The following is a 17208-nucleotide window of genomic DNA, read 5'->3' as shown; positions in this document are numbered from 1 at the left end:
GTCAAAAACAAGCCGATTCATCCCCCACCTGCACTCTCACTCCGTGAGCAAGGTGGCTTAGAGGCGGGGGACTTCTCGGCTATTTTAGTTAAAATAATGGTTTGGTGTCCCCTGAATAATGCCATTGGCCTGGCACCATAATACCGCTTCTTTAGCCCAATCCTCACCCTTAACGTCTCTATACAGCTGTGCCTCTTGTGAAATCAGTTCTGCAAACCCCACCATTGGTACAGACGACACGATTAAAATCAAACTCAGAAAGATCAAAACACCTTTGGTTTTAAACACTTACAACACCCCCCTGTGCACTATAACAATATAAATAAATACCCTTTTTTATGAATAAACACCACAATTGACAAAAAAAAGACAGGCCCTGTAAGCCTGTCTTTATCACTTTTTTTATTATTTTTTAATTTTGACCTCTATTTCCAAGTACAATTTCAACAGTCATTTTCTCATCGCCATTGCGAATAATTTTTAAATCAATTGTATCACCCGGTTTAAGGTCTGAAATATATCCAGTCAAGTCATCCATCGTAAATACTTTTACGCTGTCTACACCAATAATAAGATCTGACTCTTTTAGGCCAGCCTTTTCAGCAGGAGACCCTTCATAAATGTAACGAATCATAACACCCATTGGAATTTCGTAGAGTTCTGAATCATCTTCACCAATTTCAACCCCACCTATACCAATATAAGGTCTAGAAACGTATCCATTTTCAATAATTTCGTCTACAATAGGTTTCATTGTATTGGATGGAATTGCAAATCCAATGCCTTCAACTTGTGTGTCCACAATTTTTGCTGTGTTGATGCCAACTAGCTCTCCTTTACGGTTTACAAGTGCCCCACCTGAATTCCCAGGATTAATGGCAGCATCAATTTGTATATACTTCACCCCAGCATCATCTTGAACATCTCTGTCAAGTGCACTCACAAAACCAGCTGTCAGTGTGCGGTTATACCCAAGTGGATTCCCTATCGCAATGGCAGGCTCACCCACTTTAAGCATATTAGAATCGCCAATTTGAATTGGCTTCATTGTGTTTACAATCAGTTCAGAAATGTCACTTTTTTGTATGGATACAACGGCAAGGTCTGTATCAGAATCATGCCCTACCAGTTTCGCCTCTGCAACTTCACCTTCTGTAATATCCACCACAACTTCAGTTGCACCATCAATCACATGAAAGTTTGTAACAATGTAAAAAGCATCCGGTGTTTCACCCACTACAACGCCAGAACCAGACCCACCAGTTTGTCTTTGTATATTAAACCAGTCATAATAGGTCTTCTTGCTTGTAATGCCCACAATCGATCCGCTGATGTTGTCGTAGATTTGCGAATAATCCGTATCAATCCGCTGGACATCTGTCCCATTTTCATCTAGGTAGTCCGCTACCGCTGTGTAAATTTCTGCTTCATAATTGTCTTTTAAAAGCGTTTGAACTTGTGTTTCTATTTTGGATGTGTTTAAATTGATTTGCCCATAATAATACCCGATTGTATACGTTGTTCCGGAGATCAAAGCTAAAATCAGTAAAAATACAAAAAATTGCTTGCCACGTCCTTTTTTTGGCCCACCCGAAGGGGTGTTTTCTACCGTTCTCGGTGTCCCATAAAAGATATCTTCTTCTGTTCGGTCATACTTTTCAAAATCCATATTGCTTCACCTCACCAAAATTTAATAAAGATCTTTTGAAATTTTAGGGAGACTTACTTTTAAAACGCCGTTTTTTAGTGTGGCTTTTATGCCTTGTACATCCACATCCTCCACTAAAAAGTTGCGTCTAAAAGTGCCGTATCTTCTTTCTCGACGTATAAAACCGTATGCATCCAAGTCGCTTTCTTCAGCCCTTTTTGCAATAATACTCAAAAAATTATCTTCATAGACAATGCTAATTTCTTCAATACTTATGCCCGGCAACTCTGCTTCTACCAGAAAGCCATAATCGTTCTCACGAACATCCACATCAAAAGTATTGATTACATGGTCGCCTTTTTTTACAGCACAGCTGACTTTTTCCTCCATGACATCGTAAAAAAGTTGATCGAGTGCCTGTCTATGCTTAGAACTGAATTTCTCTGGATTAATCTTCAACAATTTTACACACCTCCCACTGTAATTATCTTACGTCAGTTTCTTTAACAAAATATGAATAATCAATAAAGCTTATTTGAAAATTTGTGTAGAGACTGTAAAGATAAATGCCACACCAATATCTTCGTTGCTGTAGACTTTAATCTCTTCGTGATGGGCTTTAATAAGCTCTTTAACAATTGAAAGTCCAAGACCCGATGATTTCTTTTCAAGCCCTCTTGACTTGTCAAGTTTTGTAAACCGGTCCCAAATGCGCTGGAGTTCTTTATCTGTCAACACATTTCCGGTGTTGTTAATCCCAACGTAATACTTGTCCCCTTTTAGTTCTGTTCGGACACTAATCGTACCATCTAAATCCACAAATTTTGTGGCATTATCCAAAAGGTTAAAAACAATACGCTGAATTGAAGCATAATCCCCATGGGCTTTAATTTTATCGTGGGCTAAATCTACAGTCAATTTAACTCTTTTTTCAATAATAACCTGCTCAAAGCTATCAAGCACATTTACAATGACTTCGTTTAAGTCAAAATCCGTCTTATTCAGCACAAGTGACCCAGACTCCATCTTAGATAAATCCAGAAGATCATTGATCATTTTAATAAGCCTTTCACTCTCGTTAAGGACAATATTTAAATAACGATTTTGCTTTTCGACTTCAATTGTGCCATCCAATATCCCACGTGTATACCCTTTTATGTTTGTTAGCGGTGATCTTAGATCGTGTGAAAGACTTGATATAAACATCCGTTTTGTTTTTTCTTGCTGGTCCAATTTGTCAGCCATGATATTGAAACTTTTCGCCAAATCACCCAGTTCATCTTTCCGGTTAATGATGATTTTTTTATCAAAGTTTCCTTCAGCAATGTACTGAGCAGCCTCGTTAATCACTTGAATCTCATAACCCATTCGACGTGTAATGAAGAAAATCAAAAATACGGCCAGTATTCCCGAAAATGATAAAGAGATAAAAATTATCACGGAAACTTTTGAAATGGTATCTTCAATCTCAGGCATCGGGACATTAATAAACATAGCATAACGGGTTTCGCCTACTGTAAAGGGATAACCAACTCTTAAAACTCGATCCGCATAAACTTCCTTGTTCAGAACTTCTCTGGATGTTGTTTTCCCAGCAAACACCTCAGAAACATCGGCGGATAAATCTCCATATTTAGTGGGATCAATAAAAATTTCATCGACCTCTGTGGTGTATAAATCACCACTTTCTGTAAACAGCCAAATATTTGCCCCGGTATATCCATCTAGAAGCATAATCTGTTCTTGAAGCAAGTTCAAACTAATTGAGTTAATATATCTGGAATTAACCAATTCCTCATAATTGGAGACGCGTTTTACAATCAAATCCGTTTCATGACTTACAAAATATATGTCAAGTACTGATCTTACACCCACTATGATTAATATAAATGAGATTAAAAATATTAAAATATAGACAAATGCAAATTTATGAAAAATTGTCTTCATAAAGCCCTCTAATCCAACTTAAATTTATAGCCAACGCCCCAGACCGTCTTAATTTCCCATCCATTTTGATCACGATCAAATTTTTCGCGTAATCTCTTTATGTGAACATCTACTGTTCTCGTCTCGCCAAAGAAATCATAGCCCCATATGCGGTCCAACAACTGTTCTCTTGTGAAAACACGATTTGGGTTGCTGACAAGATAATTCAAAAGTTCTATCTCCTTAGGTGGAAGTTCCAAGACATTACCAAAATACGTAACGTTATAATCTGACATATTAATGACCAAATTAGGGACACTCACAATCCCATCTGTACTGGTTGTATCAGAACTTTGAAAACGTCTGATAACGGCTTTTACACGAGCTGTCATTTCTTTAGGCTCAAAGGGTTTAACGATGTAATCATCTGCCCCCAGCTCAAGGCCCAGTACTTTATCAAAGGTCTCATCCTTTGCCGTTACCATAATAACAGGTGTCTTACCGATTTTCCGAATTTCTTTAAGCGTATCGTACCCATCCATACCCGGCATCATAATGTCGAGCATAACCAGATCAGGCGCACTAATTTTTAATGCTTCAATGCCTTTTTCACCACTTTCAAACTGGTCAACAGCATAGCCTTCTTTTTCTAGGTAAAGTGAAATTAATTCTCTAATGTTCTCATCATCGTCAATGACAAAAATGCGTTTATTCATAATAATCCCCCTCCAACTTAAATATGAAAAATGAGCATTATAGTTAATGCTCATTCTCTCAATATCCATTATACAATATTTATGACTTAACATCTATTTGTTATCGTGAATGAAATTTGAACAAATTATGTCCATTATCTGTTGAAAAATGCTTTGTATGCTTTATAAGTCATATAAACATCTACTTTACTCACGATTTCATAAGGTGCATGCATGCTTAATACCGGTACACCACAGTCTACAACTTCAGCATCGGAATTGGCAAGAATATAGGCAATTGTACCGCCGCCACCTTGATCTACTTTACCAAGTTCTCCAATTTGCCAAACAATGTCATTTGCATTGAAGAGGTTTCTGACTTCACCAAGGAATTCTGCGTTGGCATCATTACAGCCACCTTTTCCTCTAGCACCAGTGTATTTAACCAATTGAACGCCTTTTCCAACATAAGCAGAGTTGCGTTTTTCATAAGCACCTGCGTAATTTGGATCAAAAGCAGCACCAACATCACCAGACAATACTTTAGTCTTTGAAATTGCTCTTCTGAGGTAAAGATCTGTGAAATTTTCTTCTTGTACTGCAATTAACTCTGCAACGATGTTTTCGAAAAATCTAGAGTGTGAGCCTGTATTCCCTTGACTGCCTACTTCTTCTTTATCCATAAACATACCAACAGCAGTGGTTTCAACATTTTCTAGATCTAATAACGCCATCATACCCGTATAACTACAAACACGATCGTCATGTCCATAAGCCGAAATCATGCTTCTGTCAAATCCAAGGTCTTTTGCTTTGCCAGCTGGAACAATTTCAAATTCCGCACTTAAGAAATCTTCTTCAACCAAACCATATTTTTCTTTCAAAATATTTAAAATATGAAGTTTGATTTTGTCTTTTGTCTTATCATCACCCATTGGCATATGACCCACAAGAACATTGAGTGTTTCTCCATCAATGCCTTCAGCAAGTGTTTTTGAAATTTGATCTTTCGACAAGTGTGGTAAAAGATCAGTGATGGCAAATACAGGATCGGCCTCATCTTCGCCAATTACAATATCAATTCTGTTGTTGTTTTTATCAATTGCTACACCATGAAGTGCCAAAGGTGTTGCTGTCCATTGATATTTTTTAATACCACCATAGTAATGCGTCTTAAAAAACGCCATGTCACTGTCTTCATAAAGTGGGAATGGCTTTAAATCCAATCTAGGTACATCTATATGCGCACCAACAATGTTCATGCCCTCTTTTAACGGCTTCTCACCCATTAAAAATAAAACGATGGATTTATCGCGGTTTACAGCATATATTTTAGAGCCTTTTACCAACTTCTCTTTTCCGCTCAAATAGAGTTCAATATTCTTATAGCCCTTTGCTTCAGCCAATTTTCTAATTTCTCTAGCACTTTCACGCTCAGTTTTACCAGCATTTAAAAATGCTTTATACCCTTCACTAAACTCAAAACAGACTTTTGTTTCAGCTTCATCCATCGCTTCCCATGCGTTTTTAAAAGAATGATTCAGCGCTTTGGACAAGTCTTCAAACTTACTTTTGTTTTCCATTGGAAACCCCCTCGAATTATTAATTGAAATTTTCTGTCAACTCTAGCATATAAAATATTTTATACGAGCGCAAGTAAATTAAATTTTCGTAACATTATGTTTAATTGCATAGAGGGCTGCCTGCGTTCTGTCATTTACACCTAATTTTTTAAAGATACTGGAAATATGATTTTTCACCGTTTTTTCACTGATAAACAATTGACCCGATATGTCTCGGTTGTTAATGCCTTGAGCAATTAATTTTAAAACTTCCAACTCCCGCTTTGTTAGCCGTCTATTTCTTAGATCGTTGTAAGTATCTTCCTTCCGCTTATACTCTTTTACAAGTACACCAGATAAGGAAGGATGAATATATATTTCGCCATTATGTACCTTTTGAATCGCATTTGAAAGTTGGGAAACGTCGGCATCTTTTAAAACATACCCTTCAGCGCCAATGTTAACGGTTTCAATTAAATACTCGGAATCGTCGTGTATGGTCAACATAATAACCTTTACATCGCTAAACTGTTGCTTGAGTTTTTTCAAACACTCAATACCATTTAATTCTGGCATATTAATGTCCAAAAGAACCACATCAGGATTTTTTTTCTCTACGATTTCTAGCGCTTTTTTTCCGTTATCTGCCAATCCAACAATTTCAAATTTTGGATCAAGTTCCAATAACTTTTTAAGGCCTTCTCTTATTAATGCATGATCGTCCACAATTACAATCCTAATTGTATCCATAATTTCCTCCATTACTGATTTGGAATTCTTAATTTTATATGTGTGCCTTTTTTGGGAGATGACTCAATGGAAATATCACCATTCACAATCTCCACACGTTCTTTCATGTTATAAAGACCATAACCACTTGGGTTGTGTTCTATTTCTTCAACATTAAAACCTTTGCCCTCATCCCAAATATCAACTTTCAAAAAATCATCCAGAATCTGCAAGTCAATTGTAGCTGTCTTTGATTTTGAATGTTTAACAATATTATTTAGGCTCTCTTGAATGACTCTAAATGCCATGAGATTCACAAGTGAATCTTCAACAACGCTCTCCTGAACAGTGTTAAGATGTACTTTGACTTTATAAGAATCGTTAATATTCATCGCCAATTTCTTAACCGTTGGAACAAGCCCTAAATCATCCAGAGACATTGGCATCAAATCGTAGATAATCCGTCTGATATCATTGAGAATGTTGCGCACATCTTCTTGAAGGTCATAAATCTCTTTCTTTGCCTTGCCTGGTGCATGGTCAATAACTTTGGAAGCGTATTCTGCCTTGTATATTACATTTGCCAGCGATTGGGCTGGTCCGTCGTGTATGTCTCTGGAAATTCGTTTTTTCTCTTGTTCTTGAGCTTCAATAATTTTAAGCCCAATATCTTTTTTTTCTTTTATTTGTTCAACGACATTTCCCGTTAAATACTCAAGTGCCACGCTTACTTTCATTTCAAGTACTTCAGCCTTTTTTAACATCTCGTTGTTGTTTCTTAACATGCGTTCAAGTGTATTGCGCTTTTCAACCAATTCTCTTTCTTCATGCCTTTTACTCGACAACAAAAGTTGTACCGATTCAGACAGTTCATAAGCTTCACGGATGTCTTTTTCGCCAAATTCATCAAAATGTTCATTTATGGTTTTGATCATATTTTTCGCCATTTGAGTCCGAATTTCCAACTTGTCCACGTCACTAATGATGATGGAAAGTTTCGCTTTTGTCATAACCAATTCGCTTTCCAAAGTTGCATTTTCTCTGCGAACAGATTCAGAAATCCCAAAAATTTCTTTTTTGCCTTCTTCAATGGCCAGTGCTGTTTTGTTGACAATTTGATCCAAAACTTTTGTACTTGAAAATTTTTCCATCATATACACACTCCAAATTCACTCAAAGTATTATAACATAAAAGCCCATACTCAATAAACAAGTAGGGCTTTTTTGATGAAATGGTCCTATATTTAACTGATTAGAATGCCTATGCCAGTTCCATAATTTCCTCAACTTCGTCATCCGTCAAGACTTTTTCAAGGTCAATTACCACAATGAGTTCATTGTCCTTAATACAAACTTCTGAGATATAACGATTGCTTTTTTGAATGGCAATAACCGGAGGTGGTAAAACCTGATCCGATTCAACCGACATAGATTGTGAAGCGTCATCTACTAAGAACCCGATTTGTGTGTCACCTCGTCTGGCAATGATTATACGTTTTTCCTTCATCTGATTATCTGCAAGGTTAAACCTTTTTTTGAGATTAATAACTGGTATAATATCCCCTCTCAGATTCAAAAGACCGTCAATATAAGAAGGCCCATTTGGCAGAGTGGTAATCGATGAATAATCCGTTATGGATGCAATGTTACTGATTTCAGCTGCGTATTTTTCATCGTTCAGTTTAAAAATGATGTACTGTTTATAAGCCATCGCCTTTACTCCCTTCAGTCTTTATAGACTATATCAATATTATCCAGTTGACGCCTGAAATTCTTTTTAAACGCTTCCAGATACTCTTTTCTTAAAATTTCTTGCTCGGATTTTTCAGCATCAGTTAATCCTTCAGTTTTCTTCTTTTGAGCCAGAAAATTAATCCGATCCAACTTTTCCTGTCCTATCACTTGTAATTCAACACCTTTCTAATGGGCCAATTCTCCTATGGCCTTTTCTACCTCTGACAACAATTGGTTGTCTTTTATTATATCATAGATTTTTTCAAAATCCAGATGCATCACTCGGTCTTCATTGAGTTTATCCACTTTCGATCGAATGATTTTATAAGCCACTTCGGTACCTTTGCCCAATTTTCCCGACTCAGCAAAATCAATTGCTTGTGCCGCACAAAGCATCTCTATAGCAATTACATTTTGAGCATTAAAAAGAATTTCTTTAGCTTTTCTTGCGGCTATAGTTCCCATACTCACATGATCTTCTTGATTTGCGCTAGAAGGGATTGAATCTACACTCGCAGGATGTGCCAAAATTTTATTTTCTGAAACCAAGGCTGCTGCCGCATATTGTGCAATCATAAATCCTGAATGAAGGCCACCATGTGGTGTTAAAAAAGCAGGCAAATTGCTCAATTGTGGATTTACCAATCGCTCAATTCTTCTTTCTGAAATATTTGCAACTTCACTCAGTGCAATCCCCATAAAATCAAATGGCAACGCCATTGGTTGGCCATGGAAGTTCCCGCCTGAAAATGCCACATCGTCCTCTGGGAACAAAATTGGATTGTCTGTAACTGCATTAATTTCGATTTGAATGCGGTCTAAAATGTACTGAATTGCATCCTTACTGGCCCCATGTACTTGGGGAATACACCGTATTGTGTAAGCATCCTGCACCCTGATTTCACCTTGACGTGTTGTGCGCGTGCTCTCTTTTAAAAGCTTAAGGACATTTTCAGCAGTTTTAATTTGACCTGGATGTGGCCTAACTGCGTGAAGTCTTGGATCAAACGCATCTGTTATGCCATTTAACGCTTCCATAGTAAGTGCAGCACTAATATCTGAAAGTTTTAGAAGTTGAACTGCTTCATAAGCTGTAACGCATCCTACTGCTGTCATAACTTGAGTGCCGTTAATCAGCGCAAGGCCTTCTTTTGATGTAAGTTCAATAGGGTCAATGTCTGCAGCCTTCATGGCCTTAGCACCTGACATACGTTCGCCTTTATATAGCGCTTCTCCCAGACCAATCATTACCAACACCATATGTGCAAGTGGTGCTAAATCTCCGCTCGCACCCAAGGATCCTTTTTCGGGAATGATTGGGTGAACCCCTTTATTAAGCATGGCAATCAGTGTGCTAATGGTCTCTATACGCACACCACTATGCCCTTTAGAAAGATTATTTACCCTTAAAAGCATAATTGCTCGCACAATCTCTTCATCAAATGGCTTCCCAACGCCACATGCATGACTAATAATTAGATTCCGCTGCAATCCTTTAGTTTCATCTTTTGATATGACCACATCCGAAAACTTTCCAAATCCAGTTGTAATGCCATAGACAACTTTTTTTGAGTCCACAAGTTCATCGACATATTTTCTTGCGCGGTTCACCTTTTCTACAGACGCATTGGACAATTCTACAAGAGCGCCGTGTCTGGCCACTTGCATCACAGATTCCAAAGTAAGACTTTTCCCATCGATAACAATTTTGTTTTTCATAATCGACCCCTCTAATTCTTTTTTGGTTTTATCAAAGCTTTTTTATGGTAACCGATTAAATCCTGACGATTAGACAATACAAGCGCTTCATATACCAAATTATAATTCTTTGGATTTTTAAATTGAAGCAGTGCTCTTTGCATCGCCTTTTCTCCGGACGTCTTCGGAACATAAACCTCTTTCAGTGTTCTAGGATCTAGCCCAGTATGATACATACACGTACTAAGTGTTCCTGGTGTTGGATAAAAATCCTGCACTTGTTCAGGTGTGTACTGAATATCTCTAAGGTATTCTGCAAGTTTTATTGCAGATTTAAGTGTGCTTCCAGGGTGAGAACTCATAAGATATGGAATCACATACTGTTCTTTTCCAAGCGTCTGGTTAACCTTATTAAATTTATCTACAAAAGCCCCATATAATTTTCCGCTTGGTTTGCCCATGTAATTTAATACAGTCTCATCAATATGTTCAGGTGCTACCTTCAATTGCCCGCTCACATGATGTTCACAAAGTTCATAAAAGAAATCATCTGATGGATCGTGCATCAAGTAGTCATATCGAATGCCACTCCTAATAAAAACCTTTTTAACCCCCTCTAAGCCTCTTAATTTTCGAAGGAGTGTCAAATAATCTTCATGTGTCACATTTAAGTTTCCACAAGGTTCAGGAAAGAGGCACTGCTTATTTTTACAAGCCCCATATTTTAACTGTCTTTCACAAGCCGGCTCTCTAAAATTTGCAGTAGGCCCACCCACATCATGGATATACCCTTTAAAATCCGAATCTTTCGTAATTTGTACTGCTTCTTCCAAAATAGAGTCATGTGATCTAGACTGCACAATCCGTCCTTGATGAAAGGTAAGTGCACAAAAAGAACAATTCCCGTAACACCCACGTTCACTGATAATACTTAGTTTAACCTCTTGTATGGCAGGCACACCCCCCATGGCTTCATAACTTGGATGGTAATTTCGCTGAAATCCCAATTTGTAAACCCAGTCCATTTCAGACCGTTCAAGTGGCATTGTTGGCGGATTTTGGACCACAAATCTGTTGGCATGCCTTTGAACCAAGGTTTGTCCTCTAATTGGGTCCTGTTCATCGTTTTGAATTTTAAAACTTTTTGCATATGAAATTTTATCTGTGGAAACACTTTCATAAGGATCAATTTCAATAAACTGATCTAAATGATCCAAACTTTCAGCCACATAACAGGTTCCCGGAATATGCATAATGTACTGAACATCTATACCGCTGTTTAAATACTCTGCAATTTCCCGAATTTGATGTTCACCCATACCATAGACGAGTAAATCCGCGCCACTGTCAAATAAAATGGATCTTCTGACTTTATCATCCCAATAATCATAATGGGCAAACCGTCTAAGTGACGCTTCTATTCCACCTAGAATTATGGGGACATCACGGTAAGTTTTTCGAATCAAATTGGTGTACACAATGGCCGCACGATCAGGTCTTTTTCCCATGACGCCACCTGGTGTAAATGAGTCTGTCCGCCTTCTTTTTTTTGAAACATAATAATGATTCACCATGGAATCCATATTGCCTGAACTCACCAAAAACCCCAACCGCGGTTTACCCATAACAGAAATACTGTTTGGATCATTCCAATCCGGTTGTGCAATAATGCCAACTTTATAACCTGCATCAAGCAGGACTCTGCATACAACAGCGGGTCCAAAACTAGGATGGTCAACATATGCATCCCCAGATACAAAAACAAAATCCAGTTGTTCCCAACCTAGTTTATTCAAATCTTCCTGTGTCATAGGAAGAAAGTCATTTAATATCATTCAATTCCCTTTCATCTACACGGTCTAAAAAAATATGTTCTAAAACAGGCCTTAACGCATCCACAAAATTATAATTGCTAAAATCAAACTCTTTTTCTGCAATGTCTACAGCAATGGATAAAATACCGCTGTGGCCAAATTCTTTCATTGAAAGAACAATGTAAGATTTCCACGTTGGCGTCTCTTCGCCATATTTATAGGACTTTGTTTCTTCCCAATCAATAAAGTAACTGCTGGTGACATTATCCTTAAATCGATTGATGAGGCGTTCACTTAAGACCAACATGTTTTGAACTTCATCAAAACCTTTCTTTTTATAAAGTACTTCCTTAATTTTCTGATCTTCATCAAATAAAATAAACTGAATCTCATCGCCTTCCGTAATATCCAGCAAGGAGATAAAGGTATTTCGAATGCTGTCATCTCTACTAATACCATGATTCAACTGATTCATAACATCCACAACAGCCTTGACATTTCTAGTATCAGAAGAAATATTTCCCGTCAGTATTCCAGTCAGTCTGTCATATCTATGACGTTCCTTTATTATCTTTTCATCCCAACTTGTCGATTGATTTCGACCGTTATTTTTTGAATAATAAAGGGCTTGATCTGCTTTTTCAATTAGTTCCTCTTCATTGGCACCATCTTTTGGATAGGTTGCAATTCCTAAGCTAACTGTTAATGGCACATCTTCTCCTAATAGTTTGTTGGACTCAATCAAGGTTCTGATTTTTTCAGCAACCTTGTAGCCAACTGAAGCATCTGCTTCAGGTAAGAGCACTATAAATTCTTCGCCACCATATCTTGCAACATAGTCGCTGGATCTAACAGAATTTTTGAGAATTTCCCCAAGTTTAGAAAGAATTTCATCACCTTTCCTATGACCATATGTGTCATTGACAAATTTGAACTTATCAATATCAAGCATGATGACAGACAAATTTAGGTTTGCTTGCCTTGAAACACTCATGTGTATTGCGAACTGCTGTTCAAGATGCTTTCTCAAATAAACACCTGTCAATTTATCCACAGTTGAAACGCGTTTTAGATTGTAATTGTCTATAAACACATAGATGAGGTTGATAAAGGATTTTGCCTGCTCAAAGGTGTCTAAATTAAAGCGATTGATCAAATTTGTGGAGTCCAAATAAACGTATCCAACAATTTTTTGTTTCGAAAGCAACAAATCTTCTTTACGATTTTCTTTATTGAGTGTGTCAGAAGAGGCTTCATAAATTGGGAAATACATCATGCCCTTCTGGTCTTCCATTAACAACTGAATATTGGTTTTGGTATCCAATTTGGAAACAAAAACCCCTTCAATATCATTGCCTATAAGATTAATCAAATGATTGATTTCATAGATGTTTTCACCATTGACGGTATCTATGGTTTCCACAATTTTCTCGTTTTCGTCCAGCAAATAAATAAAACCACGTTCTGCCAAAGTAAACTGCTTGATATACGTTAAAATAGCAGATAAATTGGCACGTTCGTCTTTCTCCAGTGTCTTAATTAATTCAACCGAATCTTTGAAAAGAAATGTTTCTTGATCCAAAGTATTTTCATATGCCAATTTGAGAAATTCTTCACTCTGATAGAGCATCGTCAATTGACTCAGATCAAAATAATCCTCCACCGTTTCAAACCGTTCATCATAGATCGTATTTTGCACAATTCCATCAAACGTCAGCAATCGCCCAGTAATTCGGTTGATTTTATTCTTAAGTGCCATCTTTGTATTGTCATAGAGGACATATGTTTCTTGATATATTGCAGGAATTAACTGTGTGAGGTCATACACTTCATCCAGTGCCATTAAATAATAACGAAGGGCATGGTATAGGTTACCGGTTCCCAAATACTCATTTCCTAGGATCATGTAGACTCTCCAAAGCAACTCTGAAGACAATTCCTTGATTACAGGCAGTAGATTTTCAATGCGTGAAATTGAATAATCCGATAAAGTTGCAGCAACCACATCCCGTTGTACCCGCACACGTTTGGTATTATACGTTTCAATTAACGCTGAATCTCGCTTGTAAAGAGATTCTGCTGAAAGATAGTCCTGATTAATAATCTGGTCCACCATAACGTCCAGAAGAAATCGTCTAACGAGAACAACATCTGACGGTTTTACAAGTTTTTCTGTCAATTCTTCAAGTTCTTTTGGAAAGTCACTTGTCTCATGTAAGTCCAACTGATTTTTCCGATGGCTTAAATAATAATCCAAAATACGCAGTTTAAATTTTCTCGTGTCATCTTCAATGTTCTCTTGACTGAGTTCATATTTCCAGCCATCTACTTGCATGACACTGTTTACAGCCATAAAAAACTCAATGTGTAAGATATAATAATCCATTCGATCAAAGTTGCTTTTGGAAAAAGATGTAAACTCATGTTCCAAACGATTTAATAAGGTGAATGCTTTCCCATATTTTTCAACTTTAATCAATGCACCACACATATTCATCAAAGCCAATATGTCAATTTTTTTATCGCCGACTTTCTCAGAAATCTCATGGGCTTCTTCAAAATAACGTAAAGCCATTTCATAACGACCTTCTGTCACATAGGTTTCACCAATATTGTTTAAATGAATCTGAAGCGCAACAAGATAGTTGCGATTTAAGGCATGGGTATGAGCTTTTCTAAAATATTCTCTGGCTGACAAGTAATCGCCTTGACCTTCAAAATAGACCACACCAATGTTGTTGTAAAGTTTAATAATGTTCTCTTCACTTTCAATCTGTTTGTAGCATTCAATACTCTTGTTAAAGGCTTCCAAACTTTTATCAAAGGCATTTCGATAAAGATAATTTGCACCCATTTCATTATGGAACACAGCTTCAAAATAGACATTTCCAAGTTCAATACTCTTGTCTAAATAGAGTTGCGCCAATTCCAAATGTTGATCTAAATCCACAAAATGCGTCAAGCATTTGCATAAAGTTTGAACACCTGTGAATTCTCCATGAATGTAAGCTATATTTTTGGAGTCTTCAATACATTTTTTTGAAAGTTTAACGGTTGTATCAACTTCATTTCGATAATACATGATTAGGGCAACTTCTAGGTTTAAGTCAATTTCAAATTGAGGCGCATCATCAGAAAAATACTGTTCCATGCGCTTTGAGATTGTGTGTGCGACTTCTATTTTTCCGATTTTCATCAACTGACGAATCAGTTTAAGCCCAGTTTCTCTAATGCTATCAAGTTCTTGATTTGACTCAAAAATTTCAAGTGCCCATTCGTATAGATCAGCTGCTTTCAAGTTGTTATACTGTTTTGAATACAAATCAGCAAAAATAATGCAATATTCAGATGCATATTTTTTCTTACCACTGAGCAACAAATAATCGATTAGACTTTCGTTAATTTCCTGATTGGCCATATACCGCTTTTCAAAATACGCCGCCGCTTCAAGATAGTACTGTTGTTTAACATCTTCGCTCAGCATATCATAGAAAACTTTTTTAAATTCATTGTCCTGAAAAACAAAAACATACTCAACATCGCTAATTCGCTTATTTAAGAACCGTTTTTCCTCCATTTCAGAGAGGAAACGGTAGCCTTCTTCTTCTTCCATACCACAAAACTCAAAAATCAGGTTCATGTTAAATGACCCTTTTAAAACCGACAACTTTGAAAGATAATCCAAATAGGTGTCATCGAGCGTTTCTATAAGCGTCTGAAAGTTCTCCAAACGGCCTTCATAATACTCAAAAACATATTTGTCGTCAAAAACGTCGAGATTCCATTTGTTCGACGCCACATCATAATAAACGTGCCCGTCACGCCAAAGTTGATAGAGTATTCTTTTGGTAATACTGGCCTTTCCCTGATTTTCCATCATAATTCTATGTGTAAGCTTATATGGGATTTGGCTGAGTCCCAGCGTATGCTTAATAATCTCACCTGTTTCTTCTAAAGTGAGAGAAGGCAATTTAATCACTCTAATGCTGGCATACCGGCTCCGTTGATTTTTCTGAAGTTCAGTTCCGCTCATAATCAGCAGGTAGTTTGACATGCCCGTATGATTTAACAATAAGTTGTAAAAATACGATTCTGTATCTTTAATATATTGTTCATCGTCCAAAAATAGAACCATGAATTTATCAGATGTGTATTCAATAAAAAAGTTGAACACACGATTTAAAATCCGAAGCGCCTGTGTCTCTGGATCAATCATTCGGTCACGATCTACTTTTAAGGCCTCAGCATATTCAGGTAGGACACTTGCAAGTTCAACCGCATACTTCTGATACAGTATCGGTGACGCGTCATCTAGTTCCAAAATATGTTTTAAAATTTGTCGAACTGTTGCAAACGGAGATGGATCAGAATGCCTAGTTTGAACCCACAAAGATGGGTATCGATTGTACTTTGAAATCTGTCTTATCTCACGCAAAATTCGCGTTTTACCAATTCCAGACTCGCCCTTTATATAAATGGCATTATAGGCCAAGGTTTTCATGTACTTTTCATGCAACAAGATTTTTATATCTTTAACAATCCGCTCACGACCTACAATTTCAGTGTCTTCAAAATATCGGTTGTAGTAGATCAAATCCGAAAAATCAACTGTAATCCAGATTAATTTTTCAAGCACTTCAATAAACGCATGAATGGTTTCATGACGCTCTTCACGGATATGGCTCGTCGCTTTTAAGATAAATTGATGTATGTTATTGTCACTTGAAGATTTAATAACTTCAACAAAATTGCTTTCTTTATAATTGATTTGATAATACAAGTAATAAAAAACAACACCTAACGAAAAAATGTCTACTGTGGCATCAATTTCCTCACCCCACATAATCTCTGGTGCCATGAATTGATTAAACCGCTCAAAATCACTTTTGTAATTATAATCGTTTACATAAATATTGGCCACATCCACAAGTTTAAGTGTAACACCTTGGGGATTCCTGAGTATAACCATATGGTCAAAATTTAAGTGTTTATAATAGACCCCTCTATGATGTAAAAACCGCATCACTCTTAAAAGCTGAACAATAACAGCATTCACCTCAGTTTTATTGAGGTCAAGATAAGAAATACGGTCCTTTTCGTCAAAGTGCTCATACGTATAAAAATACTGCTTCCGGCTGATTCGACTTCCGTTGATAGAGTAAATTGGTTGAAATTCAAACAAAGATAAAAGATTCTCATGCTCAATGTTTTTTAAGTCTATGAATTCAGTTTCCATCCTCTGAATAAAATCAAAGTTTGACATTTCCGTATCAAAGATACGAATACGTTTAATCGCCTCTTTTGTGGAGTGTTTTGTATCTTTGACCAAATATTCTATCCAGTTGTTTTCTTTGGTTAATGCCTCTAATATTTCATATCTGTCGTTGATAATTTTCAAAACA

Annotated in this window: 13 protein-coding genes; all 13 read right to left on the bottom strand. The window is 36.9% G+C overall.

Features of this window, described 5'->3' with window-relative positions:
* Positions 1 to 84: 84 nt before the first annotated feature.
* A complete protein-coding gene (locus JOC49_RS09750) occupies positions 85 to 288 on the bottom strand; it encodes an S-layer homology domain-containing protein (RefSeq protein ID WP_204664808.1) in 204 nt (67 codons plus the stop codon).
* Between the two features lie 124 nt (positions 289 to 412).
* A complete protein-coding gene (locus tag JOC49_RS09745) occupies positions 413 to 1669 on the bottom strand; it encodes a S1C family serine protease (RefSeq protein WP_204664806.1) in 1257 nt (418 codons plus the stop codon).
* Between the two features lie 21 nt (positions 1670 to 1690).
* The gene (locus JOC49_RS09740; RefSeq protein ID WP_204664804.1) at positions 1691 to 2110 is read right to left on the bottom strand and encodes an Hsp20/alpha crystallin family protein; all 420 of its coding nucleotides are present in this window, start codon (positions 2108 to 2110) and stop codon (positions 1691 to 1693) included.
* Positions 2111 to 2179: 69 nt separating this feature from the next.
* The gene (locus JOC49_RS09735; RefSeq protein WP_204664802.1) at positions 2180 to 3595 is read right to left on the bottom strand and encodes a sensor histidine kinase; all 1416 of its coding nucleotides are present in this window, start codon (positions 3593 to 3595) and stop codon (positions 2180 to 2182) included.
* A gap of 8 nt (positions 3596 to 3603) precedes the next feature.
* Positions 3604 to 4290, bottom strand: a complete 687-nt coding sequence (locus JOC49_RS09730) for a response regulator transcription factor (protein ID WP_207754715.1) — start codon at positions 4288 to 4290, stop codon at positions 3604 to 3606.
* Positions 4291 to 4424: 134 nt separating this feature from the next.
* Positions 4425 to 5852 (bottom strand): aminopeptidase, encoded by a 1428-nt coding sequence (locus tag JOC49_RS09725; RefSeq protein WP_204664800.1) that lies wholly within the window; start codon positions 5850 to 5852, stop codon positions 4425 to 4427.
* A 78-nt stretch (positions 5853 to 5930) separates the two neighbouring features.
* Complete coding sequence (locus tag JOC49_RS09720) at positions 5931 to 6581, bottom strand: response regulator (protein ID WP_204664798.1); 651 nt, start codon at positions 6579 to 6581, stop codon at positions 5931 to 5933.
* A gap of 11 nt (positions 6582 to 6592) precedes the next feature.
* The gene (locus tag JOC49_RS09715) at positions 6593 to 7714 is read right to left on the bottom strand and encodes a sensor histidine kinase (RefSeq protein WP_204664796.1); all 1122 of its coding nucleotides are present in this window, start codon (positions 7712 to 7714) and stop codon (positions 6593 to 6595) included.
* Positions 7715 to 7821: 107 nt separating this feature from the next.
* The gene (locus JOC49_RS09710) at positions 7822 to 8271 is read right to left on the bottom strand and encodes a chemotaxis protein CheW (RefSeq protein WP_204664794.1); all 450 of its coding nucleotides are present in this window, start codon (positions 8269 to 8271) and stop codon (positions 7822 to 7824) included.
* A gap of 14 nt (positions 8272 to 8285) precedes the next feature.
* A complete protein-coding gene (locus JOC49_RS09705) occupies positions 8286 to 8462 on the bottom strand; it encodes a DUF896 domain-containing protein (RefSeq protein WP_341534676.1) in 177 nt (58 codons plus the stop codon).
* 18 nt (positions 8463 to 8480) lie between these two features.
* Entirely contained in the window at positions 8481 to 10013 is a 1533-nt protein-coding gene (hutH, locus tag JOC49_RS09700) for a histidine ammonia-lyase (RefSeq protein ID WP_204664792.1), read from the bottom strand.
* Positions 10014 to 10024: 11 nt separating this feature from the next.
* The gene (locus JOC49_RS09695) at positions 10025 to 11827 is read right to left on the bottom strand and encodes a YgiQ family radical SAM protein (RefSeq protein ID WP_204664790.1); all 1803 of its coding nucleotides are present in this window, start codon (positions 11825 to 11827) and stop codon (positions 10025 to 10027) included.
* Complete coding sequence (locus JOC49_RS09690; RefSeq protein ID WP_204664788.1) at positions 11814 to 17204, bottom strand: diguanylate cyclase; 5391 nt, start codon at positions 17202 to 17204, stop codon at positions 11814 to 11816. The genes JOC49_RS09695 and JOC49_RS09690 overlap by 14 nt, the downstream gene beginning before the upstream one ends.
* Between the last annotated feature and the right edge of the window lie 4 nt (positions 17205 to 17208).

Origin of the sequence: Fusibacter tunisiensis (assembly GCF_016908355.1) — a bacterium.
In the GTDB taxonomy this organism is placed as follows: Bacteria; Bacillota; Clostridia; order Peptostreptococcales; family Acidaminobacteraceae; genus Fusibacter_D; species Fusibacter_D tunisiensis.
The sequence above is the reverse complement of the archived record's forward strand: the minus strand, read 5'-3'. Positions and strand labels throughout refer to the sequence as shown.

Excerpts from the sequence above, each read along its gene's own strand:
- JOC49_RS09745 (WP_204664806.1), bottom strand. The coding sequence starts at position 1,669 with ATGGATTTTGAAAAGTATGACCGAACAGAAGAAGATATCTTTTATGGG.
- JOC49_RS09735 (WP_204664802.1), bottom strand. The coding sequence starts at position 3,595 with ATGAAGACAATTTTTCATAAATTTGCATTTGTCTATATTTTAATATTT.
- JOC49_RS09730 (WP_207754715.1), bottom strand. The coding sequence starts at position 4,290 with ATGAATAAACGCATTTTTGTCATTGACGATGATGAGAACATTAGAGAA.
- JOC49_RS09725 (WP_204664800.1), bottom strand. The coding sequence starts at position 5,852 with ATGGAAAACAAAAGTAAGTTTGAAGACTTGTCCAAAGCGCTGAATCAT.
- JOC49_RS09720 (WP_204664798.1), bottom strand. The coding sequence starts at position 6,581 with ATGGATACAATTAGGATTGTAATTGTGGACGATCATGCATTAATAAGA.
- JOC49_RS09715 (WP_204664796.1), bottom strand. The coding sequence starts at position 7,714 with ATGATGGAAAAATTTTCAAGTACAAAAGTTTTGGATCAAATTGTCAAC.
- JOC49_RS09710 (WP_204664794.1), bottom strand. The coding sequence starts at position 8,271 with ATGGCTTATAAACAGTACATCATTTTTAAACTGAACGATGAAAAATAC.
- hutH (WP_204664792.1), bottom strand. The coding sequence starts at position 10,013 with ATGAAAAACAAAATTGTTATCGATGGGAAAAGTCTTACTTTGGAATCT.
- JOC49_RS09695 (WP_204664790.1), bottom strand. The coding sequence starts at position 11,827 with ATGATATTAAATGACTTTCTTCCTATGACACAGGAAGATTTGAATAAA.